The following is a 22,932-nucleotide window of genomic DNA, read 5'->3' as shown; positions in this document are numbered from 1 at the left end:
CTTTGGCAGCCATCGCACGGTGGTGCATCAAGCACCGCCTCGTCGCCGTTCTGCTGTGGCTCGTCGCTCTCGGCGGGGTCGGTACCGCGGCGGTCGTCGCCGGCAGCGCCTACTCCAACGACTACGAGGTCCCCGGGACCGAGTCGGGCCGTGCCACCGCGCTCCTGGAGCGCGGCTTCCACGGCCTCGGCGGCGACAGCGACACCATCGTCTGGCACACCGACAAGGGCAGCGTCCGCGCCGACGCCGTCGAACGGCGCATGACCGCGATGCTCGACAAGGTCGCCGAACTGCCCGGCATCGCCTCGGTCACCTCGCCGTACGGCGACACCCAGGGCCAGGTCAGCGAGGACGGGCACACCGCCTACGCCACCGTCACCTTCCGCGAGCAGGCCGACGACATCCCCGAGGCGCAGGCCCTGGCCCTCGTCGACACGGCCAAGGCCGCGGCGAACGACAGCCTCTCCGTCGAGCTCGGCGGCAGCGCCGTCGCCCTCACCGAGGCCCCCGGCGGACACATCGCCGAAGTCGTCGGCGTCGCCGTCGCGGCCGTCGTCCTCTTCCTCGCCTTCGGCTCCCTCGCCGCCTCCGCGCTCCCCATCGCGACCGCGCTCGTCAGCGTCGGCATCGCGTACTCCGGGATCGTGCTCCTCGGCCATCTGATGACCGTGGCCGACTTCGCGCCGATGCTGGGCATGCTCGTCGGCCTCGGCGTCGGCATCGACTACGCCCTCTTCATCGTCACCCGGCACCGCAGAGGCCTGAAACGCGGGCTCTCCGTCGCCGAGGCCGCCGAGACCGCCGTCGCCACCACCGGCCGCGCCGTCGTCTTCGCCGGGGCCACCGTCTGCATCGCCCTGCTCGGCATGCTGATCCTGCGGCTCAGCTTCCTCAACGGCGTCGCCATCGCCGCCTCCCTCACCGTCGTCCTCACGGTCGCCGCCTCCGTCACCCTGCTGCCGGCACTGCTCTCGCTCATCGGCATGCGGGCACTGTCCCGGCGCGAGCGCCGGGCGCTCGCCGAGCACGGGCCGCAGCCCGAGCTGCCCACCGGCTTCGCCGCCCGCTGGTCCGCCTTCGTCGAGCGGCACCCCAAGCTCCTCGGGCTGGTCGCCGCCGTCGTCATGGGCGTCCTCGCGCTGCCCACCCTCTCGCTCCACCTCGGCACCTCCGACCAGGGCAACGGCCCGGCCACCGCGACCACGCGGCAGGCCTACGACCTGATCGCCGAAGGCTTCGGCCCCGGTACGAACGGCCCCCTCACCCTGGTCGCCGGGCTCGACGGCGCCGACGACCGGGTCGCCCTCGACCAGCTGCCGGCCGCGCTCTCCGCGACCCGCGGCGTCGCCTCCGTCTCCCCGGTGACCTACAACAGCTCCGGCGACACCGCGGTCCTCACCGTCGTCCCCGAGTCCTCGCCCCAGTCCAAGGCCACCAGCGAGCTCGTCGACCGGCTCCGTACGGACGTCATCCCGGAGGCCGAGGCCGGCAGCTCCCTGCAGGTGCACGTGGGCGGTGTCACCGCCTCGTACGACGACTTCGCAGAGATCATCATCGGCAAGCTGCCGCTCTTCGTCGGGGTCGTCATCGCCCTCGGCTGTCTGCTGCTCCTGCTCGCGTTCCGGTCGATCGGCATCCCGCTCAAGGCCGCCGCCATGAACGTCGCGGCCGTCGCCGGTGCCTTCGGCGTGGTCGTGGCGATCTTCCAGTGGGGCTGGGGGAGCGAACTCCTCGGTCTCGGCAGTGCCGGGCCGATCGAACCCTTCCTCCCCGTGATCATGGTCTCCGTCCTCTTCGGGCTCTCCATGGACTACCAGGTCTTCCTGGTCAGCCGGATGTACGAGGAGTGGCTGGAGACCGGTGACAACCGGCGGGCGGTCCGGGTCGGCCTGGCCGAGACGAGCCGGGTCATCAACTCCGCCGCCGTGATCATGATCGCGGTCTTCCTCGCCTTCGTCCTCTCCGGCGACCGGGTCATCGCGATGTTCGGCATCGCGCTCGCCGCGGCCGTCGCCCTCGACGCCTTCGTCCTGCGGACGCTCCTCGTCCCCGCCCTCATGCACATGCTCGGCGGGGCGAACTGGTGGCTGCCGAAGTGGCTCGACCGGCTGCTTCCCCGGATCAGCATCGAAACGCCCGAGTGCCGCGAGGCCGCCGACGCACGTGGGAAAATACCCGCTCAGCGTGTGACGGCCGGGACGGCGACCGCGGCCCCGGCCGCGGAGGAGAGGAACGACGATGTTCGCGATATCGCTGGGTGACGACGGCGCCGAGCTGAGGCCCCTGGATCCCTCGAAGGCCGAGGAGTTCCTCGCCCACATGGACCGCGGACGCGAGTTCATCGGCGAGCACATCGTCCTCGCCGACGTCGTCACGGACCTCGACTCCGCCCGCTCCTTCCTCCGCTCGTACGCCGAGAAGGCCGCGAACGACACCGGACGGATCTACGGCATCTGGACCGACGGCACGCTCGTCGGCGGCGTCCTCTTCCGGACCTTCGACGTGACGTACGGGACCGCCGAGGCGGGCTGCTGGCTGGAGCCCTCCGCCGCCGGGAAGGGCCTGATCACCCGGGCCTGCCGGGTCATCATCGACTGGGCGGTCGAGGAGCGCGGCATCCACCGCGTCGAGTGGCACGCCTCCGCGAAGAACGGGCCGAGCATCGCCGTCGCCCGCCGCCTGGGCATGACGCGCGAGGGCGTACTGCGCGAGAACTACCCGCACCGCGGCGTCCGCACCGACACCGAGGTCTGGGCCGTCCTCGCCCCGGAGTGGCGCGCGGCGAAGACCTCGTCACCCTCGTGACCCGCTTTCCTCATACGGTTCTCATACGAGGCGCCTAGCGTGCGGCGCATGGACACCAAGACGACGACCGAGAAGACCGGCGAGAGCGCCGAGACCGCCGAGACCGCGGAGAGCGTGAAGACCGCCGAGGCCGCCGCGCCCGCCGAGGACACGGCCGTCGTCCTGCTCGACAAGCAGGACGACGAGTCGGCCGACGAAGCCGAGGACGAGGACGAGGACGACGAGCTGTTCGCGGAGGCGGCGCCCGCTCCCGCCTCCGCCGGCATCGGCGGCGCCGCCGCGGCCGTCGTCTCCGCCGCTCTCGGGGTCGTCGCCCTCACCGGCACCTGGACCGGCAAGGTCGTCTCCGAGCGCGAGACCCTCGTCGGGCAGATCAAGACCTCCGGGGCCGGCACCCCCGCCCAGCAGATCTCCGAGATCTACGGCGACGCCTGGCACAGCACCGCCCTGGTGAACGGCGTGTTCTCGCTCGTCGCCCTCTTCGTCGCCGTCCTCGTGCTCATCCTGCCCGGGCGCCCCACCTGGGTCCGCTCGGTCGCCGTCGCCGGTGCCGTCCTCGGCGGCCTGGGGCTGCTCCTGTCGGCCGGTACTTACTTCGACCTGTTCCTGAGCCTGCCCAGCGCCGGATCCTGAACCCGTCTAAGGCATCCCTAGGACCCGCCTAAGGACCCCCGTACTCCGAACATGCGGCACTCGCCCGATGTGGCCGCACCCCCTGGGAAACGAAAGTAGAGGCATCGCAAGGAGCGATACCGAAACCGAGGAAACCAGGGAGCATCCGATGTTCGAGTACGAACTCCACCGCATGAACCACGCCCAGCTCGTCCGTGAGGCCGCCGCCCAGCGTCTGTCCCACGAGGCCGCCGAGACGGTCGGCTCCGCCCGGGGCCTGCGCCGCCTCGGCCGCCGGAGCGGCAGCCAGGACGCGGAGGGGCGGGTGAGCGACGGCGGACGTGGCCGCTTCGTCCGGGCCGCGTGACCCCCGTATGAGCGACGGCACGGATGCCTGTGCGATGCTCGGCGCCGTGGAGACCAGGTCAGTCAGTCCCGTCTTCGTCGGCCGCGCCGGCGAACTCACCGCCCTCACCGAGGCGCTCTCCCGCGCGACCGCGGGAGAGCCCCAGGCCCTGCTCATCGGCGGCGAGGCGGGAGTCGGCAAGACCCGGCTCATCGAGGAGTTCCTCGACACGGCCTGCGGACAGGGCGCCGTCGTCGCGCTCGGCGGCTGCGTCGAACTCGGCGCCGACGGTCTGCCCTTCGCCCCCTTCGCCACCGCACTGCGCTCGCTCCGCCGCCGGCTCCCCGACGAACTCACCACCGCCGCCGACGGCCAGGAGGCCGAACTCGCCCGGCTGCTGCCCGAACTGGGCGACCCCGGCAGCCACGACTCCTCCGACGAGGACTCCACCGCCCGCCTCTTCGAACTGACCGTACGGCTCCTGGAACGGCTCGCCGCAGACCGTACGATCGTGCTCGTCCTGGAAGACCTGCACTGGGCCGACGCCTCCACCCGGCACCTCCTCACCTACCTCCTCCGCACCCTGCGCCGCGGCCGGATCGTGGTCGTCGCCAGCTACCGCGCCGACGACATCCACCGCCGCCACCCGCTGCGCCCCCTCCTCGCCGAACTCGACCGGCTCCGCACCATCCGCCGCATCGAACTCGCCCGCTTCACCCGCACCGAGGTGCACCGCCAGCTCACCGGCATCCTCGCCGCCGAACCCGACCCCGGCCTCGTCGAGGAAGTCTTCGAACGCTCCGACGGCAACGCCTTCTTCGTCGAGGAACTCGTCGTCTCCCACGAGGCCGGCTGCGCCCCGGGCCAGCTCAGCGACTCCCTGCGCGACCTGCTGCTCGTCCGGGTCGAGACGCTCTCCGAGGACGCCCAGCGGGTCGCCAGGATCGTCGCCGAGGGCGGCTCCACCGTCGAGTACGGGCTGCTCGCCGCCGTCGCCCGGCTCGGCGAGGACGAACTCATCGAGGCCCTGCGGGCCGCCGTCGGCGCCAACCTCCTGCTCGCCGTCCCCGACGGCGACGGCTACCGCTTCCGCCACTCCCTGGTCCGCGAGGCCGTCAGCGACGACCTGCTCCCCGGCGAACGCTCCCGCCTCAACCGGCGCTACGCCGAAGCCCTGGAGTCCGACCCCGCACTCGTCCGGGCCGACGAACGCGCCAACCGGCTCGCCACCTACTGGTACCACGCGCACGACCCGGCCAAGGCCCTGCCCGCCGTCCTCCGCGCCTCCGTCGCCACCCGCAAGCGCCACGCCTACGCCGAGCAACTCCGGCTCCTCGAACGGGCCATGGAACTCTGGGACGAGGCCCCCGCCGAGACCCGCGGCTCACTCCGGCCCATGGACTACGCCGAGGCCTACCCGCCCTGCGGCTGCGACCCCGAGACCGCCGCGCTCAGCTACCTCGACCTGCTCGCCGAGGCCGCCGTCGCCGCCCGGCTCAGCGGCGACCGCGAACGCGCCCTGAAGATCTGCAGGACGGCACTGCGCCTCCTCGACAGCGCGGAGTCCGACGACCCCCTGCGCGCCGCCTGGTTCTGGACCGAGCGGGCCCGCCTCCAGTCCAACCTCGGCCGGGGCGACGGCTGGGAGGAGATCGCCCGCGCCCAGGAACTCGTCAAGGGCCTCCCCCCGTCCGCCGTCCACGCCGTGGTCCTCGTCGGCGCCGCCGGCTGGGGCATGCTCCGCAACCCCGGCCCCGACGCCCTCACCGCCGCCGAACGCGCCGTCGAGTACGCCCGGCTCGTCAACGCCGAGTCGATCGAACTCAACGCCCGGCTCACCCTCGGCACCCTCATGACCGCGGCCGGCGACGTCGAGGCCGGTCTCGCCGAGATGCACGCGGTACGGGAACGGACCACGGCCCTCGGCCAGTTCACCGAGACCGCCCGCGCCCACATCAACATCTCCTCCGCCCTGGAATCCCTCGGCCGCTCCCGCGAGGCCGTCGAACTCGCCGACGACGGCATCCGCGTCGCCCGCTCCTACGGACTCGTCGACAGCATCGGCTGGGTCGAGGCCAACCGGGCCGAGTCCCTCTTCTCCCTGGGCAGCTGGGACGAGATCGGGGAGATCGCCACACGGTTGCTCCGCTCGGCCACCAGCAGCAAGCCCCGCGGCTCGGCCTCCCTCCGCCTCGCCCAGCTCGCGGTCGCCCGCGGCGAACTCGACGCGGCGCGCGGCCACCTCGCCGAAGCCCGCACCGCTTACGGCAGCCGCGACACGATCCCCCAGTACGTCCTGCCCATGGCACAGGTCGAGATCGCCGTGGCCGCCGCCGAGGGACGCGTCGAGGACGTCCGGACCCAGCTGGCCGCCGCCGAAGCGGCGGGCTTCCCGCCCGGCACCCACCGCTACGGCTGGCCCCTCGTCCTCACCGCCGTCACCGCCGAGGCCGACAGCCGGGGACTGCCCGCCGCCGCCGAGGGCCGCGCCGAGGCGCTCGACGTCGTCCGCCGCAGCGTCCGCCGCCTCGCCACCCCCGCCCCGGTCTGGGAGGCCCACTCCCGGCAGGTCTCCGAGGAGATCGCCCGCGCCGAAGGCCGCGAGACCGCCGCCCGCTGGGCCGAGGTCGTCGCCGCCTACGAACCGCTCGAACGCCCCCACCAGCTGGCCCGCGCCCGCCATCGCCTCGCCGACGCCCTGCTCGTCGAGGGCGGCCGCCGCGAGGAGGCCACGGCCCTGCTCCGTCAGGCCCACGCCACCGCGGTCCGCCTCGGTGCCCGCCCGCTCCGCGAGGACGTGGAGCTCCTCGCCGCCCGCGCCCGCCTCTCCCTGGCTGCGGAGAAGCAGGCCCCGGCACCCGCGGAGCCCGGGGACGACACCTTCGGCCTGACCCCCCGCGAGCAGGACGTCCTGGGCCTGGTCGCGGCCGGCCGTACCAACCGTCAGATCGCCGAGGAACTCTTCATCTCACCCAAGACGGCCAGCGTCCACGTCTCCAACATCCTCGCCAAGCTCGGCGTCGCCGGCCGGGGCGAGGCCGCCGCCCTGGCCCACCGCCTCCACCTCCTCGACACGCCCCTCTGACCCACCGGGCCCGCCGTCGGCCGCCGCGTCCCCCGCCGCCGGGCGGGGGGCCCGTATCGTCACGCGGCCCGAGGTGAGGTCTATCGGCCCGCGCGACGGGTCGGCATCGCCCGGGTCCTCCCTGGTCAGGGCCTGCCTGCGCAGCTCCTCCTCGGTGTGCCTGCGGCCGGGCGTGAAAAGCTCCGCCAACGGGTCGAACACGGTCACCAGCTCCTTCAGCTCACCTCCAGCCGGAGGATCCTGTCGTCCCCTGGCCCGGGTGTGCCCCGGGTGTCGGTTTCGCTGGTCACCAGCCAGAGCCGCCCGCCGCCCCCCGCGAGGACCGTGCGCAGGCGTCCGTACTCCTCTGTCAGGAACGCCTCGGGGTCCCCTGAGCGTTCCGCGCCGGAGAGCGGGACCCGCCACAACCGCTCGCCTCTGAGCCCGGCCATCCAGATCGCGCCCCGCGCGTACGCGATCCCACTGGGGGAGGCCTCCGAGGTCGGCCACTGGGCCACCGGGTCCACGAACCCGGCCTTTCCCGCCCGACCCTCGGTCTCCGGCCAGCCGTAGTTCCTGCCGGGCTCGACCAGATTCAGCTCGTCCCAGGTGTTCTGCCCGAACTCGGCCGCCCACAGACGACCCTCCGCGTCCCAGGCGATCCCCTGCACATTGCGGTGCCCGTACGAATAGACCACCGACCCGGGGAAAGGATTGCCCGGCGCCGGCTTGCCCTCCGGCGTCATCCGGAGGATCTTCCCGCCCAGCGACTCCCGGTCCTGGGCCAGACCGGTCCGGCCCGTCTCGCCCGTCCCCGCGTACAGCATCCCGTCCGGCCCGAACGCGATCCGTCCGCCGTTGTGCACGAGCCCCTTCGGGATGCCCGTCAGCACCGGCTGAGGCGCCCCGAGCCGGTCGCCTTCCGCGCCCCCGTACCGCATGCGCACGATGCGGTTGTCCGACTCGGCGGTCAGATACGCGTACACCCAGCCGTCGTGCACGGCGAGGCCCATCAGTCCGCCCTCACCGCCGGGCACCACCCCCGGCACCTCGCCGAGCGAGGTCTTCGCCCCGGTCCGTCCGTCGACCTTGGTGATCGTCCGCTCGTCCCGCGAGGAGACGAGCAGATCCCCGCCGGGCGACTCGGCGAGCCCCCAGGGCGACTTCAACCCCTCGGTGAGCGTGCCCGACACCGTCACCCGCCCACCGGCGGAAGCGGTGGCGGACCCGGACGGGCCGGCCGAGACGGCGGTCGGCGCGGACGCCGACGCCGCCGTCGGCGGGGACGTACCCGGCCGATCCTCCGTACCCCCCGAGGAGCAGCCCGCCACCAGGACCAGCACGGCGGCACCCCACAGGGCCTTCACAACTGCAGGACGGCTCATGGCACGGTCCCCTTCGACGAGTCGAGCGGCATCCCTTCATCCTTGATACACCGCCCGACGCGATCAGGTTCCCGACCGCCGCGACAACCCTCTTCGGAGACCCGTGGAGCCCTCAGTCCCAGGACCCCCGGGGCGCCGGCAGCACGGCGATCTCCGCCAGGTCCGCCGCCGTCAGCCGCAGCCCGGCCGCCCCGGCGTTCTCCACGGCCCAGCGCTCCCGCTTCGCCCCCGGCACCGGCACGACGTGCCGCCCCCGCCCGAGCACCCAGGCGAGGGCCACCTGGGCCGGGGTGACCTCCGCCCCGTGCCGCGCGGCCACCCGCCGCAGACCCGCCACGAGCGGCTGGTTCGCCGCCATCATCTCCGCGGTGAACCGGGGGTGCCGGGCCCGTGGGTCGTCCGGTTCGAACCCGCCGCCCGGGGTCAGCGTCCCGGTCAGGAAGCCGTTCCCCAGCGGCATCGCCGCCAGGAAGCCGACGCCCCGCGCCGCGCACCACGGCAGCAGCCGCACCAGCGCCTCCTGGGACCACACCGACAGCTCGGCCTCCACCGCCGCCACCGGGAACACCTGCTGGATCCGCTCCAGTTGGCGGATCGTTCCCTCGTATCCGTCACGGCTGACACCGGTCGCGCCCCGGCGGGCCGACCGGCTGCCGACGGCGCACAGTCCGAGCGCCCGCACCTTGCCCGCCGAGACCAGCTCGGCCATCGCGCCCCAGGTCTCCTCGACCGGCACCTCGGGGTCCGCCCGGTGCAGCTGGTACAGGTCGATCACATCGGTCTGGAGCCGCCGCAGCGAGGCGTCGCAGGCCCGACGCACGTACCCCGGCCTGCCGTTGGCGACCACGTGCCGGCGTCCGCCGCCGTCACCGACGAGCAGTCCGCCCTTCGTCGAGACGAAGACCTCCGCCCGCCGCTCCTTCAACACCCGCCCCAACAGAAGCTCGTTGGTGAACGGTCCGTACATGTCGGCGGTGTCGAGCAGGCTCACCCCGGCGTCCAGCGCCGCGTGCACGGTCCGCAGCGAGCGGTCACCCCGCTGTTCCGAACGGCTGTACGCCCAGTTCATCGGCATGCACCCCAGGCCGATCGCACCCACGTCGAGCGCCGTCGCCCCGATAGTCCTGCGCTCCACCTGCCGGTACCCCTCCCTGTGCCGTCCCCCAAAGTAACCAATGGCGCACGGGATTCTTCGCATAGCCTCCCGCTCATGAGATTCGAGGACACGACCGCTGACGTGTGGCTTCCGATTCCCGCGGACGAGATCGACGATCTCCCCGAACCGGGCGCGTCGGGCCTGAACTACCGCTTCTGGGACGGCGGACCGGAGTTCCCGGCCGACCCGGCGCGCTGCGCCTTCTACGTCGTCCCGTACATGAAGGGCTCCGAGATCGCCGTCCGGCCGCTGGCCGCGATGACCTCGATCCGGGCCGTGCAGACCCTGTCCGCGGGCATCGACCACGTCACCCCCGGCATCGACTCGCTGCCCCCCGGCGTCGCCCTCTGCAACGCGAAGGGCGTCCACGAGGCCAGCACCGCCGAACTCACCCTGGCGCTGATCCTGGCCTCCCTGCGCGGCATCCCCGGCTTCGTGCGCGGCCAGGACGCCGAGGAGTGGCGGGCCGGCTTCTACCCGGCCCTCGCCGACAAGTCCGTCCTGATCGTCGGGTACGGATCGATCGGCGCCGCCATCGAGGACCGGCTCGCGCCCTTCGAGTGCGCGCGGGTGTCCCGCGTCGCGCGCTCCGCGCGCACCACAGCGCGCGGCGAGGTCCACCCCCTGGCCGAGCTGCCCGCGTTGCTTCCGGATGCGGACGTCGTCGTGCTCTCCACGCCGCTCACGCCCGCGACCAGGCATCTCGCCGACGCGGGGTTCCTGGGCCGCATGAAGGACGGGGCCCTCCTCGTGAACGTCGCCCGGGGGCCCGTCGTCGACACGGCCGCGCTGCTCAAGGAGGTCGAGAGCGGGAGGATCACGGCCGCGCTCGACGTCACCGACCCGGAACCGCTGCCGGCCGGGCACCCGTTGTGGCACGCTCCCGGTGTCCTGATCAGTCCCCATGTGGGAGGTTCCACTTCTGCCTTCATGCCGCGGGCGAAGCGGCTGATCGCGGGACAGCTGAGGCGGTTCGCGGCGGGCGAGGAGCTGGCCAACGTGCTGCTCACCACCGGCTGAGCCGCACCCGGGCCGCTTCGGGGGCCGCGACCGGGACGCGACCGGCGATGGGCCGTCCGGACGGCTGCGATGGGCCGGTCGGGTGGTACGCGCCCCCGACACGCGCCGCCTGCAAGCCCCTTGGTCGTCACGCAGAGTACTGCGACCCTGTCCCTGAGTGACCATCCTGGTGTATCGTCCCGGAGCGGGGGGACTGCGTCGAGTACGGGCTGACGCTGGGGAGCGAAGTGACGGGTCATCAGATTCCGAGGGGGGCGACGGGTGAAGCACGGCCGGAGGACCGACGATCCGACGCGGCGACGCCGCCGCCGGCAAGCCTTCCGCGCCTCACCACCGGCCTCGCGCATTCCGTGCCGGACCAGGCCGCGCCACACCGCGCGCCCCGCGCCACCGAGCCGCCGGGCGCCGGACCGGAGGGCGGGGCGGGCGCCGGTACGCAGGCCGGGCAGGGCGCCGGACCGTGCACCGGACCGGACTCCCGAGCCGAAGGCCACGGTGCCGAACCACCGGGCCCCGGCGATCCTCAGGGGAGCCCCCCGCCCCACGGCGCCCACGCGCCGAACCACGCCTACGGGGCCTGCGCGGCCTCCGGCGCCGCCGTGCCGGAACCACTCGCCCCTGGCGTGCGGAAGCCGGAGTCGGGCGTCGTACCGGAACCGCTCGCCCCTGGCGCGCGGAAGCCGGGGTCGGGCGTCGTACCGGAGCCGGCCGCCCCGGTCGGGCGGAAGGTCGATGCCGTACGGGACCCGGCAGGCCCCCACGACTGCGACGGGCACGCACCCGGGCGCACCGACGAGCCGCCGGCGCGCCCGCACGACGCGGCAGGGTGCGGTGGCCCGGCGCCGGAGGGCCCGGTGAGCGCGCCCGGGGCGGTCCTCACGCGCCGCCCCGTCAGCGGCGGCGACTCCGGCCATCGGGACCCCGGCCGCCCCGGCGCCGGCGGCGTCCTCGCCCAGATCGCCCTCGGGCTGATCTGCGCGGGCTACACGACCGGCGCCTCGCTCGGCTGGGGCTCACCGGAACTCGCGCTCTTCATGGGTGACTTCGGACTCAGCGCCGCCGCCCTCACCGCCGCGGTCTCCTGCTTCCTCTACGGCCGCGCTCACCGCGGCAGCGCCCGCCCCGCCTGGCTGCTCTTCGCCTTCTCCTCGTTCATGGCCTCCGCCGGCAACGCCGTGTGGGGGTGGTACGAGGTCGTGCTCCGCACGGAGGTGCCCGACTCCTCCGTCGCCGACCTCTTCTTCTTACTCTTCGCGCCGCCGGCCATCGTCGGCCTCCTCGTCCTGGCCAAGAAGCCCGTCACCCGGGCCGGCTGGGTCTGCCTCGGACTGGACGCCTGGCTCATCGGCGGCTCGCTGCTGACGCTCTCCTGGAGCCTCGCCCTCGCCCGCACCGCCCACTTCCAGGAAGAGTCCGTCTCCCAGGCCGCGCTGTCGCTCGCGTACCCGCTGCTCGACATCGTGCTGGTGAGCATGGTCCTGGTCCTGCACTTCCGGCGCTCGCAGGCGAACCGCTCGGCGACCAACACCGCGATCGCCGCCCTCGCCCTGACCGTCCTGTGCGACGCCCTGTTCACCTCGCCGCTGCTGCGCGAGAACTACGCCTCGGGGCAGCTGCTCGACGCCGGCTGGTTCGCCGGCTCCCTCCTGCTCGCCTACGCGCCCTGGGGGGCGCGCCGTCTCCCGGACAGCGCCGCCCCCGCGCGTGGACCGTGGCTGCACAGCAGGCCGGTCGCCGGCTCGCTCGCCGCCCTCACCCCGTACCTCGCCGCCGCGGTCTGCACCCTCGGCATCCTCTACAACGTCGTGGAGGGGCGCAGGGTCGACCGCGTCGTCGTCCTCACCGGCTGCACGGTGGTCCTCGCCCTGGTCGTACGGCAGGGCATCATGCTCCTCGACAACATCGCCCTGACCCATGAACTGGCCCAGAAGGAGAACCACTTCAGGTCACTCGTGCAGGGCTCCAGCGACGTCATCATGATCGCCGCGCCGAACGGGATACTCCGTTACGTCAGCCCGGCCGCCTCCGGGGTGTACGGACGGGACGCGGAGGAGCTGATCGGCTCCGAGCTGGCCTCACTCATCCACCCCGAGGACCTCGGCGCCGTCGTCCACGAGGTACGGCGCTTCCTGGCCGTCTCGCCCGCCGAGGAGCCCACCACCCGGATCGAATGCCGCTTCCGCTCGGGCCATGGGGGTACCTCCCGCTCGAGCGGAGCCGAGAGCGGGGGAGACTGGCTCAACGTCGAATCGACGGTCAACCGGCACCAGGGCGGTCTGATCTTCAACAGCCGTGACGTCACCGAACGGGTGCGACTCCAGGCGCAGTTGCAGCACAACGCCGAGCACGACCCGCTCACCGACCTGCCCAACCGGGCTCTCTTCACCCGGCGGGTCCGGCAGGCCCTCGGCGGTCGCCGTGCCTCCGACCCCGGCACGGCCGTGCTCTTCATCGATCTCGACGGCTTCAAGGGCGTCAACGACCGTCTCGGCCACCAGGCGGGGGACGACCTCCTCGTCCAGGCCGCCCGCCGCCTCCACGACTCCGTGCGCGCCGGGGACACCGCCGCCCGGCTCGGCGGCGACGAGTTCGCCGCCCTCATCCTCGGCGACGGCGGCCGCGACCAGGCGGCCCGCCGGAACCAGGTCCAGGAGATCGCCGACCGTCTCCGGCTCACGCTCTCCCGGCCGTACCGCGTCGACGGGGGCAACGAGGTACGGGTCGCCGCCTCCATCGGCGTCGCCTTCGCCGAGCCCGGCATGGAGGCCGGCGACCTCCTGCGCAACGCCGACCTGGCCATGTACCGGGCCAAGGCGGCCGGCAAGGACCGGGTCGAGCTCTACGCGCCCCAGATGCAGGCCGACGTGGTACGCCGCACGGAACTGGCCGCCCGCCTGCGCACGGCGCTCCACGACGGCGAGTTCGCCCTGCTCCACCAGCCGGTCGTCGACCTCGCCACCGGCCGGATCTCCGCCGTCAGCGCCCAGGCGCGCTGGCGCTCGACCCAGGGCATCCTCTTCACCCCCGCCGAGTACCTCCGGGTCACCGACGACAGCGAGCGCACCGCGGAGCTCGGCCGCTGGCTTCTGGAGGAGGCCGTCGAGCAGGCCGCCGAGCGGGCGGGAATCGGCCATCGCGCCCCGGTGTCCATCCGGCTCTCCGCCCGCCGGCTCCTGGACCGCTCGCTGCCGCTCGGCTCGATCGAGTCGCTGCTCACCCGGCACGGCCTGCCGTCGGGCTCGCTGATCGTCGAGCTCGCCGACAGCGACCCCCGCATCCCGCTCGACGAGCTGGAACAGCGGCTGGTCGCCCTGCGCCGTCTCGGGGTGCGGATCGCGCTCGACGGATTCGGCAGCGGACATGTGGCGATCAACGCCCTGCGGAGGCTTCCCGTCGACATACTGAAGCTGGACCGCGGGCTCGTCGAGGGCGTGGTCGAGTCGGCCCGGCTCCGCAAGATCACCCGCGGGGTGCTCCGTATCGCCGGCGAGCTCGGGATGCAGACCGTCGCCGAGGGCGTCGACGTACCGGAGCAGGTCGTCGCGCTGCGGGCCATGGGCTGCAGCCACGCCCAGGGCATGGCCTTCTCGGGCCCGCTCGACGAGTACCGGCTGCGCAGGGCGCTCGTACGGGACGAGTACCCGCTGCCCGGAGCGGTCCCCGTCCGTGTCGGAAACCATCCCCCGTTCCGCTCAAATACTGAGACGCCCGTCCCACCCACTTGACAGTGGTGAGGGCTGAGAGGGAGGGTCAGTGCCATGCGCACCCGAATTCTCGTACTTGGAAAGCGCGTCGGCTGAAGCAGGGCCACCGTAGGCCCCGCTTGAAACGCACCCGACGCGCTCCCCTCGCTTGCCTCACGGCACGAGGGGTTTTTTGTTGCACCGACTCACCTCGAAGTCGGTGCAAAGCCTCGCAAAACACCTCGCAAAAACCCTCTGCTTCGAGAAGAGATGCTGATGACCGACCAGGCCACCGGGCACCATCCGCAGCCGCGGCCCCGTAGCGGCGCGCAGCCCGCCACCACCGTCGAGCACGTCACGGGTGCGCAGTCCCTCATCCGTTCTCTCGAGGAAGTGGGCGCCGACACCGTCTTCGGCATCCCCGGCGGCGCGATCCTCCCCGCCTACGACCCGATGATGGACTCGCAGAGGGTCCGCCACATCCTGGTCCGCCACGAGCAGGGCGCCGGACACGCGGCGACCGGCTACGCCCAGGCGACCGGCAAGGTCGGCGTCTGCATGGCGACCTCGGGTCCGGGCGCGACCAACCTCGTCACCCCGATCGCCGACGCGCACATGGACTCGGTCCCGCTCGTCGCGATCACCGGCCAGGTCGCCTCGAAGGCGATCGGCACGGACGCCTTCCAGGAGGCGGACATCTGCGGCATCACGATGCCGATCACCAAGCACAACTTCCTGGTCACCAAGGCCGAGGACATCCCGCGGACGATCGCCGAGGCCTTCCACATCGCCTCCACCGGCCGCCCCGGCCCGGTCCTGGTCGACATCTCCAAGGACGCCCTCCAGGCGAAGACCACCTTCAGCTGGCCGCCGCAGACCGACCTGCCCGGCTACCGCCCGGTGACCAAGCCGCACGCCAAGCAGATCCGCGAGGCCGCCAAGCTGATCAGCGCGGCCAAGCGCCCCGTGCTGTACGTCGGCGGCGGCGTCCTCAAGGCCGGCGCCACCGGCGAGCTGAAGATCCTCGCCGAGCTCACCGGCGCCCCGGTCACCACCACCCTGATGGCCCTCGGCGCCTTCCCCGACAGCCACCCGCTGCACGTGGGCATGCCCGGTATGCACGGTGCCGTCACCGCCGTCACGGCGCTGCAGAAGTCCGACCTGATCGTCGCCCTCGGCGCCCGCTTCGACGACCGCGTCACCGGCAAGCTCGACAGCTTCGCCCCCTACGCCAAGATCGTCCACGCGGACATCGACCCGGCCGAGATCGGCAAGAACCGCGCCGCCGACGTCCCGATCGTCGGTGACGCCCGCGAGGTCATCGCCGACCTGGTCCAGGCCGTCCAGGCCGAGCACAGCGAGGGCAACAAGGGCGACTACGCCGCCTGGTGGAGCGACCTGAACCGCTGGCGCGAGACCTACCCGCTCGGCTACGACCTGCCGGAGGACGGCAGCCTCTCGCCGCAGCAGGTCATCCAGCGCATCGGCCAGCTCGCCCCCGACGACACGATCTTCGCCGCGGGCGTCGGCCAGCACCAGATGTGGGCCGCCCACTTCATCGACTACGAGCGGCCGGCCACCTGGCTGAACTCCGGCGGCCTCGGGACGATGGGGTACGCGGTGCCCGCCGCGATGGGCGCCAAGGCCGGTCAGCCCGACCGCCCCGTCTGGGCGATCGACGGCGACGGCTGCTTCCAGATGACCAATCAGGAGCTCACCACCTGCGCCCTGAACAACATCCCGATCAAGGTCGCCATCATCAACAACGGCGCCCTCGGGATGGTCCGCCAGTGGCAGACCCTCTTCTACAACCAGCGCTACTCCAACACCGTCCTGCACTCCGGCCCGGACGACGTCCAGGCGAACAAGGGCACCCGCGTCCCCGACTTCGTCAAGCTGTCCGAGGCCATGGGCTGTGTCGCCCTGCGCTGCGAGGACCCGGCCGACCTGGACAAGGTCATCGCCGAGGCCAATGCCATCAACGACCGTCCGGTCGTGGTCGACTTCATCGTCCACGAGGACGCCCAGGTCTGGCCGATGGTCGCCGCCGGCACCTCGAACGACGAGGTCATGGCCGCTCGGGGCGTCCGCCCCGACTTCGGCGACGGCGAAGACGACTGAAGCGCGGAACGAAGCAGAGCGAAAAGGAAGAGACCCACACCATGTCCACCAAGCACACGCTCTCCGTTCTCGTCGAGAACACGCCCGGCATCCTCGCCCGGATCGCCGCCCTGTTCTCGCGCCGCGGCTTCAACATCGACTCCCTCGCCGTCGGCATCACCGAGCACCCCGACATCTCCCGCATCACCATCGTGGTCAATGTCGAGGACCTGCCCCTGGAGCAGGTGACCAAGCAGCTCAACAAGCTGGTCAACGTCCTGAAGATCGTCGAACTCGAGCCCAGCGCTGCGATCCAGCGCGAGCTCGTCCTGGTGAAGGTCCGCGCCGACAACGAGACCCGCTCCCAGATCGTCGAGATCGTGCAGCTGTTCCGCGCCAAGACCGTGGACGTCTCGCCCGAGGCGGTCACCATCGAGGCCACCGGTTCGAGTGACAAGCTCGACGCGATGCTCAAGATGCTGGAGCAGTTCGGCGTCAAGGAGCTCGTCCAGTCCGGCACGATCGCCATAGGGCGTGGTTCCCGGTCCATCACGGACCGGTCCCTCCGGGCCCTCGACCGCAGCGCCTGAGAGTCATCGCCTCAGAGTCATCGAAGGTCAACCGGCGGTCCATCCGCCGGTCCGACTGACGAGACCCGAAAACTTTCCTCCCGCTCCCCGCCGTACGGTGGGACGCAACACCAGCACCTCAAGGAGATTCCCAGTGGCCGAGCTGTTCTACGACGACGACGCCGACCTGTCCATCATCCAGGGCCGCAAGGTCGCGGTGATCGGTTACGGCAGCCAGGGCCACGCCCACGCGCTGTCCCTCCGTGACTCCGGTGTCGACGTCCGCGTCGGTCTGCAGGAGGGCTCGAAGTCCAAGGCCAAGGCCGAGGAGCAGGGCCTGCGCGTCGTCTCCGTCGCCGAGGCCGCCGCCGAGGCCGACCTCATCATGATCCTGACCCCGGACCCGATCCAGGCCCAGGTCTACGAGGAGTCCATCAAGGACAACCTGAAGGAGGGCGACGCGCTCTTCTTCGGCCACGGTCTGAACGTCCGGTACGGCTTCATCAAGGTGCCCGAGGGCATCGACGTCGCGCTGGTCGCCCCGAAGGGCCCGGGCCACCTGGTCCGTCGTCAGTACGAGGAGGGCCGCGGCGTTCCGTGCATCGCGGCCGTCGAGCAGGACGCGACCGGCAGCGCCTTCGCGCTGGCGCTCTCGTACGCCAAGGGCATCGGCGGCACCCGCGCCGGCGTCATCAAGACGACCTTCACCGAGGAGACCGAGACCGACCTCTTCGGCGAGCAGGCCGTTCTCTGCGGTGGTACCGCGGCGCTGGTCAAGGCGGGCTTCGAGACCCTGACCGAGGCCGGCTACCAGCCGGAGATCGCGTACTTCGAGTGCCTCCACGAGCTGAAGCTCATCGTCGACCTCATGTACGAGGGCGGCCTGGAGAAGATGCGCTGGTCGGTCTCCGAGACCGCCGAGTGGGGCGACTACGTCACCGGCCCGCGGATCATCACGGACGCCACCAAGGCCGAGATGAAGAAGGTCCTCGCGGAGATCCAGGACGGCACCTTCGCCAAGGAGTGGATGGCCGAGTACCACGGCGGTCTGAAGAAGTACAACGAGTACAAGACCCAGGACGAGAACCACCTCCTGGAGACCACCGGCAAGGAGCTGCGCAAGCTCATGAGCTGGGTGAACGACGAGGAGGCGTAAGCCTTCGGGACAGGGGCCGGACGGTGTGTCCGGCCCCTGTCCACATCGTTGGACACCCCGTCCAACCACGGACGGGTGATCCTTCCAACGAGGCGCATGAACTGCGCCGACGCACCACTACACTGCTCAACAACATTCGCGTTCAGGCCCACAGCGTCGTGCGCTTTCACGCGGCAAGCCCCCTCCACCGCCTGCGGCCGTCGGGACGGCCGTCCGCACTGGATCTGTGAGGACTCACGTGAGCTCGAAACCCGTCGTACTCATCGCTGAAGAGCTGTCGCCCGCCACCGTCGACGCCCTGGGCCCGGACTTCGAGATCCGGCACTGCAACGGCGCGGACCGCGCCGAACTGCTGCCCGCCATCGCCGACGTGGACGCGATCCTGGTCAGGTCCGCGACCAAGGTCGACGCCGAGGCCATCGCCGCCGCCAACAAGCTGCGGGTCGTCGCCCGCGCCGGTGTCGGTCTGGACAACGTCGACGTCTCCGCCGCCACCAAGGCCGGCGTGATGGTCGTCAACGCGCCGACGTCGAACATCGTCACCGCGGCCGAGCTCGCGTGCGGTCTGCTCGTCGCCACCGCGCGCAACATCCCGCAGGCCAACACCGCGCTGAAGAACGGCGAGTGGAAGCGCTCCAAGTACACGGGCGTCGAGCTGAGCGAGAAGACCCTCGGTGTCGTCGGCCTCGGCCGCATCGGCGTCCTGGTCGCCCAGCGCATGTCGGCCTTCGGCATGAAGATCGTCGCGTACGACCCCTACGTGCAGCCGGCCCGCGCCGCCCAGATGGGGGTGAAGCTGCTGGCCCTGGACGAGCTCCTGGAGGTCGCCGACTTCATCACCGTCCACCTGCCGAAGACCCCCGAGACCCTCGGTCTCATCGGTGACGAGGCGCTGCACAAGGTCAAGCCGTCGGTCCGCATCGTCAACGCCGCGCGCGGCGGGATCGTCGACGAGGCGGCGCTGTTCTCCGCCCTCAAGGAGGGCCGGGTCGCCGGCGCCGGTCTCGACGTGTACGCGAAGGAGCCCTGCACGGACTCCCCGCTCTTCGAGCTCGACCAGGTCGTCTGCACCCCGCACCTCGGCGCGTCCACGGACGAGGCCCAGGAGAAGGCCGGCATCGCCGTCGCCCGCTCGGTGCGCCTGGCGCTCGCCGGTGAGCTCGTCCCGGACGCGGTCAACGTCCAGGGCGGCGTCATCGCGGAGGACGTGAAGCCGGGTCTGCCGCTCGCCGAGAAGCTCGGCCGGATCTTCACCGCCCTCGCGGGCGAGGTCGCGGCCCGTCTCGACGTCGAGGTCTACGGCGAGATCACCCAGCACGATGTGAAGGTGCTCGAACTCTCCGCGCTCAAGGGCGTGTTCGAGGACGTCGTCGACGAGACGGTGTCGTACGTCAATGCCCCGCTGTTCGCGCAGGAGCGCGGTGTCGAGGTGCGTCTGACCACCTCCAGCGAGTCCCCCGACCACCGCAACGTGGTCACCGTGCGCGGCACCCTGTCGAACGGCGAGGAGGTCTCGGTCTCCGGCACGCTCGCCGGCCCCAAGCACCTCCAGAAGATCGTCGCGGTCGGCGACTACGACGTGGACGTGGCGCTCGCCGACCACATGGTGGTGCTGCGCTACGAGGACCGCCCGGGTGTCGTCGGCACGGTCGGCCGGATCCTCGGCGAGGCCGGTCTGAACATCGCGGGCATGCAGGTGGCGCGCGCGGAGGAGGGCGGCGAGGCGCTCGTCGTCCTCACCGTGGACGACACCGTCCCGGCGGCGGTGCTCGCGGAGATCTCGGCCGAGATCGGCGCGGCCTCGGCCCGCTCGGTCAACCTGATCTGACGCACCCCCGAAGCTCCGTACCCGGCCGATAGACGCCCGTCTTACACAAGCGTCTATCCGCCGGGTACAGTGCTGTCATGGGACACAAGGAAGACCTCCTCGAAGGCGCCAAGCGCTGCCTCCTGGAGAAGGGGTACGGGCGGACCACGGCCCGCGACATCGTCGCCGCCTCCGGCACCAACCTCGCCTCCATCGGCTACCACTACGGCTCCAAGGACGCCCTGCTCCAGCAGGCGTTCCTGGCGCTCACCGAGGAGTGGGGGGAGCGGGTCGGCCCCGCCGCCGCGGGCGAGGCGAAGCGGGAGCTGCCGGACGACCCGTACCAGCGCTTCCACGACGTCTGGGAGCAGGTCATCGCCGCCGCCGAGGCGAGCCGGCCCGTCTGGAAGCTCCAGACCGAGGTCGTCACCCGGCTCGACGACGACGAGAAGCTGCGCGATGCCATCAAGGAGCCGCAGCGGGAGGGCCGGCTCGGGATGGCCGAGGGCATGCTCGGCATCGACCCGGCGGTCGACCCGGAGAAGGCCCGGGTCGCGGGCCTGCTCTGCCAGGCCCTGGCGGCCGGCGTCATGATCCAGTGGATGGTGGACCCCGACACCGCGCCGACGGCGGACGACCTCACGGAGGGGCTCAAGGTGCTCATGGGGGAGCGGAGCTGACGTCACGTCAGGGGCGCCGGGAGCCCGGGAAGGGCCCGGGCGGGTGCCGTCCATCATGCGGGCCGTCGATTGACCGTCTTGCGGCAGTCGGGCTATGTTGCGCGCCATGCACCGTTCCGCGCTTCTCACGACACGAGGTCATGTCGACCTGAAGCGTGTGTGCTCCGCCGCGTGTCCGTAGCTCCGCGAGCGTACGGCGGAGACCGCGCGGCCCCCTGACAGCCCGAGAGCGCCTTCCGGGGGAGTGGACCCGCGGCCCGTCGGCGCACGCCGAGAGCGGCTCCCGCCCGGGAGCTTCGCGCGTCCGCCCGCCTCCGGAACGGCCCCCGCCCGTCCGGTCCCTCCGGTCCGCCGTCCCTCCCCGCCGCCGCACCCGGCGGGACGGGCGGCCGCACCCCGCGCGGCGGCTGTACGCACCACCGCAACGGACCCGAAGAAGGCCCTCGTGGACAGAACGCGCATGTCCTCCTCCCGCCCCGTCCCCCTGCGCCGCGCCGACATCCCCTCCGCGGCCGTCCCCCCGCGCCGCGCCGCCAGCACCGGCGCCGTCCTGGGGGCGATCCTCGACCACGGACCGGTCGCCCGCAGCACGATCGCCCGCCTCACCGGTCTCTCGCCCGCCTCGGTCACCGGCCACTGCGGCGCCCTGATCGGCCGGGGGCTCGTCAAGGAGGGCCCGGAGACGGCAGGTCCGCGAGGCCTCGGCCGCCCCCACATCCCCGTCGAGATCGACACAGCGCGCTATCTCCTCGCCGGTGCGCACGTCGCCGTCACCCACACCACGCTCGCCCTCATGGACCTCCGGGGGCGCCTCGTCGCCGAGGAGCGCCTCCCGCACACCAGTACCGAACCCGCCGAGGTGCTCGACCGGGTGTCCGAGGGGCTGCCCCGGATGCTCGCCGCCCAGGGCTCCGACCGGACCGCGCTCGCGCTCGGCGTGGCCACCGGCCACTGGGTCGACCCGGCCGCCGGGGTCGTCGTCCACCATCCGCAGCTGGGCTGGCGGGACGTCCCGGTGCGGGAGGTGCTCGCGGAGGCCACCGGGCTCCCCGTCCACGTGGACAGTCACGCCCGCGCCCTCGCCCGCGCCGAGCAGCTCGTCGGCGTCGCCTCGACCCGGGCGAGTGCGGTGGTGCTCTTCGTCGGCAACGTGGTGGACGCGGCCTTCGTCTCCTCCGGCGCGGTCCACCAGGGGCCGAGGTTCGGGGCGGGCAACATCGCCCATCTGCCGGTGGGGACGGGCGACGTCGGCACGACCTGCGAGTGCGGCATCCCCGGCTGCCTCCAGTCCGAGGTGTCGGAGCCCGCGATGCTGCGCCGGGCCGCCCGGCGGGGTCTGTACGCCGAGACCTTCCCGGAGCTGTTGCAGCGGGCGGTGGACGGGGACGAGGTGGCGGACTCGGTGTTCCGCCGGCGGGCCCGGTCCGTCGGCCGGGCCGCAGCCGTCCTCCTCGACATGTTCGACCCCGAGGTGCTCGTCGTGGTCGAACCGAGCGCCGGCCGACTGGCGCCCTGCCTGGCCGAGTTGCGTGCCACCACGGCCGAACGGTCGCTGGTCTGCGACGACCCCGAGCGCTCCGTCGTGCCGAGCAGCTTCACCGGCCGGGTCCTGGCCGTGGCGGGAACGGCCGTCGCCCTCGGCGCCCTGCACGACGATCCGCTCGGCCCCTGGCCGGCGCTGCCCGCGGTGTCCTGACGGCGGCGGGCGCCCGCCCGTACTCTTGGCGAATACCGACTTAATTCAGAAAGTTGCATTGTTGACCCGCTCGGATCGCGAACGGGAAGATGTATTCATGAGCAGCCCGCAGAGGACCCGACGCCACGTGCCGCATTCGGCACGCGTCCGTCGTTCCTGTCGTCCCTGCCGCGGCTGTTGATCCGAGCGGTTTTCCCGGCTCCCGGTTCCGCTTTCCCTTTCCACGCGTTCCCTTTTCCGCACGCGTGACGTTCCGGCTCTTCCGCCGCCGTGCCCGCATGCCGCCCCGTCCGGCTTCGGCGTGCCGTCCTCCGCCCTGTCCGTCCTTCTCCGTCGCCCGGGGGAAACATGACTGTCTCCTTGTCCTCGCATCCCGCGGCCGGTCTCGAACCCGGCCTCTTCAAGCAGGCGTTCCGCGCCTATCCGGCCGGCGTCGTGGTGGTCACCGCGGACGCCGGATCCGGCCCGGTCGGCTTCACCGCCACCTCGCTCACCTCCCTCTCCCTCGAACCGCCGCTCCTCTCCTTCGGCATCGCGACCCGCTCCTCCTCCTGGCCGCACATCCGGCGCGCCACGTCCGCGGTCGTCAACTTCCTCGGCGCCGAACAGGAGGACCTGGCCAGGCGCTTCGCCACCAGCGGGATCGACAGGTTCGCCCGGCCCACCGGCTGGCGGCGACTCGACCAGGGCGACCCGGTCCTCGACGGCGTCACCGGCTGGCTGCGCGTCGACATCGAGCAGCTCGTCCCCGCCGGGGACCACCGCATCGTCATCGGCCGCGTCGTGGACGCCTGGCAAGACGCGAACCGGCGCCCGCTGCTCTTCCACGACGGCGGCTACCACTCCCTCTGAC

General features: G+C 72.3%; 17 protein-coding genes. 14 read left to right on the top strand and 3 right to left on the bottom strand.

The genetic code is table 11. The features are described from left to right. The first annotated feature begins 2 nt into the window (after positions 1-2). The 5 genes from OG259_RS12925 to OG259_RS12905 all read left to right on the top strand — a co-directional run bounded on the left by OG259_RS12925 (position 3) and on the right by OG259_RS12905 (position 6,848). Positions 3-2,261, top strand: a complete 2,259-nt coding sequence (locus OG259_RS12925) for an MMPL family transporter (RefSeq protein ID WP_328942398.1) — start codon at positions 3-5, stop codon at positions 2,259-2,261. Next, a complete protein-coding gene (locus tag OG259_RS12920; RefSeq protein WP_328942397.1) occupies positions 2,239-2,805 on the top strand; it encodes a GNAT family N-acetyltransferase in 567 nt (188 codons plus the stop codon). Before OG259_RS12925 ends, OG259_RS12920 begins: the two co-directional genes overlap by 23 nt. Before the next feature lie 48 nt (positions 2,806-2,853). Continuing rightward, positions 2,854-3,438 (top strand): hypothetical protein, encoded by a 585-nt coding sequence (locus OG259_RS12915; RefSeq protein WP_443051956.1) that lies wholly within the window; start codon positions 2,854-2,856, stop codon positions 3,436-3,438. 148 nt (positions 3,439-3,586) lie between these two features. Then, the gene (locus OG259_RS12910; protein WP_266896991.1) at positions 3,587-3,784 is read left to right on the top strand and encodes a hypothetical protein; all 198 of its coding nucleotides are present in this window, start codon (positions 3,587-3,589) and stop codon (positions 3,782-3,784) included. A gap of 7 nt (positions 3,785-3,791) precedes the next feature. Then, entirely contained in the window at positions 3,792-6,848 is a 3,057-nt protein-coding gene (locus OG259_RS12905; RefSeq protein WP_443051955.1) for a helix-turn-helix transcriptional regulator, read from the top strand. Here OG259_RS12905 and OG259_RS12900 read toward each other — a convergent pair. From OG259_RS12900 to OG259_RS12890, 3 genes are all read right to left on the bottom strand, one after another. Next, entirely contained in the window at positions 6,732-7,049 is a 318-nt protein-coding gene (locus OG259_RS12900) for a DUF6191 domain-containing protein (RefSeq protein ID WP_328947075.1), read from the bottom strand. The two genes, OG259_RS12905 and OG259_RS12900, sit on opposite strands and share 117 nt — an antisense overlap. A 14-nt stretch (positions 7,050-7,063) precedes the next feature. Beyond that, positions 7,064-8,212 carry a PQQ-dependent sugar dehydrogenase gene (locus OG259_RS12895; RefSeq protein ID WP_328942395.1) on the bottom strand — a complete coding sequence of 383 codons (1,149 nt, stop codon included), beginning with the start codon at positions 8,210-8,212 and terminating at the stop codon, positions 7,064-7,066. Positions 8,213-8,324: 112 nt separating this feature from the next. Then, entirely contained in the window at positions 8,325-9,347 is a 1,023-nt protein-coding gene (locus OG259_RS12890; protein WP_328942394.1) for an aldo/keto reductase, read from the bottom strand. A gap of 75 nt (positions 9,348-9,422) precedes the next feature. On the opposite strand from OG259_RS12890, the gene OG259_RS12885 reads away from it, so the two are divergent. The 9 genes from OG259_RS12885 (at position 9,423) to OG259_RS12845 (ending at position 22,931) form a co-directional block, all read left to right on the top strand. Beyond that, entirely contained in the window at positions 9,423-10,388 is a 966-nt protein-coding gene (locus OG259_RS12885) for a 2-hydroxyacid dehydrogenase (RefSeq protein ID WP_328942393.1), read from the top strand. Positions 10,389-11,242: 854 nt separating this feature from the next. Continuing rightward, entirely contained in the window at positions 11,243-14,113 is a 2,871-nt protein-coding gene (locus tag OG259_RS12880) for a putative bifunctional diguanylate cyclase/phosphodiesterase (protein ID WP_443051954.1), read from the top strand. A 228-nt stretch (positions 14,114-14,341) separates the two neighbouring features. Continuing rightward, a complete protein-coding gene (locus OG259_RS12875; protein ID WP_328942392.1) occupies positions 14,342-16,192 on the top strand; it encodes an acetolactate synthase large subunit in 1,851 nt (616 codons plus the stop codon). A 41-nt stretch (positions 16,193-16,233) separates the two neighbouring features. Continuing rightward, the gene (ilvN, locus tag OG259_RS12870; RefSeq protein ID WP_030216183.1) at positions 16,234-16,761 is read left to right on the top strand and encodes an acetolactate synthase small subunit; all 528 of its coding nucleotides are present in this window, start codon (positions 16,234-16,236) and stop codon (positions 16,759-16,761) included. Between the two features lie 133 nt (positions 16,762-16,894). Beyond that, entirely contained in the window at positions 16,895-17,896 is a 1,002-nt protein-coding gene (gene ilvC, locus OG259_RS12865; protein ID WP_266897005.1) for a ketol-acid reductoisomerase, read from the top strand. Between the two features lie 238 nt (positions 17,897-18,134). After that, complete coding sequence (gene serA / locus OG259_RS12860; RefSeq protein ID WP_328942391.1) at positions 18,135-19,724, top strand: phosphoglycerate dehydrogenase; 1,590 nt, start codon at positions 18,135-18,137, stop codon at positions 19,722-19,724. Positions 19,725-19,801: 77 nt separating this feature from the next. Then, positions 19,802-20,383, top strand: a complete 582-nt coding sequence (locus OG259_RS12855) for a TetR/AcrR family transcriptional regulator (protein ID WP_328942390.1) — start codon at positions 19,802-19,804, stop codon at positions 20,381-20,383. A 445-nt stretch (positions 20,384-20,828) separates the two neighbouring features. Further along, entirely contained in the window at positions 20,829-22,079 is a 1,251-nt protein-coding gene (locus tag OG259_RS12850; protein ID WP_443051953.1) for an ROK family protein, read from the top strand. A gap of 348 nt (positions 22,080-22,427) precedes the next feature. Next, positions 22,428-22,931: a flavin reductase family protein gene (locus tag OG259_RS12845; RefSeq protein ID WP_328942389.1), complete on the top strand. Its 504-nt coding sequence runs from the start codon at positions 22,428-22,430 to the stop codon at positions 22,929-22,931. The last annotated feature ends 1 nt before the right edge of the window (position 22,932 follow it).

This window comes from Streptomyces sp. NBC_00250, from assembly GCF_036192275.1.
In the GTDB taxonomy this organism is placed as follows: domain Bacteria; phylum Actinomycetota; class Actinomycetes; order Streptomycetales; family Streptomycetaceae; genus Streptomyces.
The sequence above is the reverse complement of the archived record's forward strand: the minus strand, read 5'-3'. Positions and strand labels throughout refer to the sequence as shown.

Bases quoted from the DNA above. Each gene is read 5' to 3' on its own strand.
- OG259_RS12855 (WP_328942390.1), top strand. From the start codon at position 19,802: ATGGGACACAAGGAAGACCTCCTCGAAGGCGCCAAGCGCTGCCTCCTG.
- OG259_RS12895 (WP_328942395.1), bottom strand. From the start codon at position 8,212: ATGAGCCGTCCTGCAGTTGTGAAGGCCCTGTGGGGTGCCGCCGTGCTG.
- OG259_RS12845 (WP_328942389.1), top strand. From the start codon at position 22,428: ATGACTGTCTCCTTGTCCTCGCATCCCGCGGCCGGTCTCGAACCCGGC.
- OG259_RS12875 (WP_328942392.1), top strand. From the start codon at position 14,342: ATGCTGATGACCGACCAGGCCACCGGGCACCATCCGCAGCCGCGGCCC.
- OG259_RS12915 (WP_443051956.1), top strand. From the start codon at position 2,854: ATGGACACCAAGACGACGACCGAGAAGACCGGCGAGAGCGCCGAGACC.
- OG259_RS12920 (WP_328942397.1), top strand. From the start codon at position 2,239: ATGTTCGCGATATCGCTGGGTGACGACGGCGCCGAGCTGAGGCCCCTG.
- OG259_RS12905 (WP_443051955.1), top strand. From the start codon at position 3,792: ATGAGCGACGGCACGGATGCCTGTGCGATGCTCGGCGCCGTGGAGACC.
- OG259_RS12910 (WP_266896991.1), top strand. From the start codon at position 3,587: ATGTTCGAGTACGAACTCCACCGCATGAACCACGCCCAGCTCGTCCGT.
- ilvN (WP_030216183.1), top strand. From the start codon at position 16,234: ATGTCCACCAAGCACACGCTCTCCGTTCTCGTCGAGAACACGCCCGGC.
- OG259_RS12885 (WP_328942393.1), top strand. From the start codon at position 9,423: ATGAGATTCGAGGACACGACCGCTGACGTGTGGCTTCCGATTCCCGCG.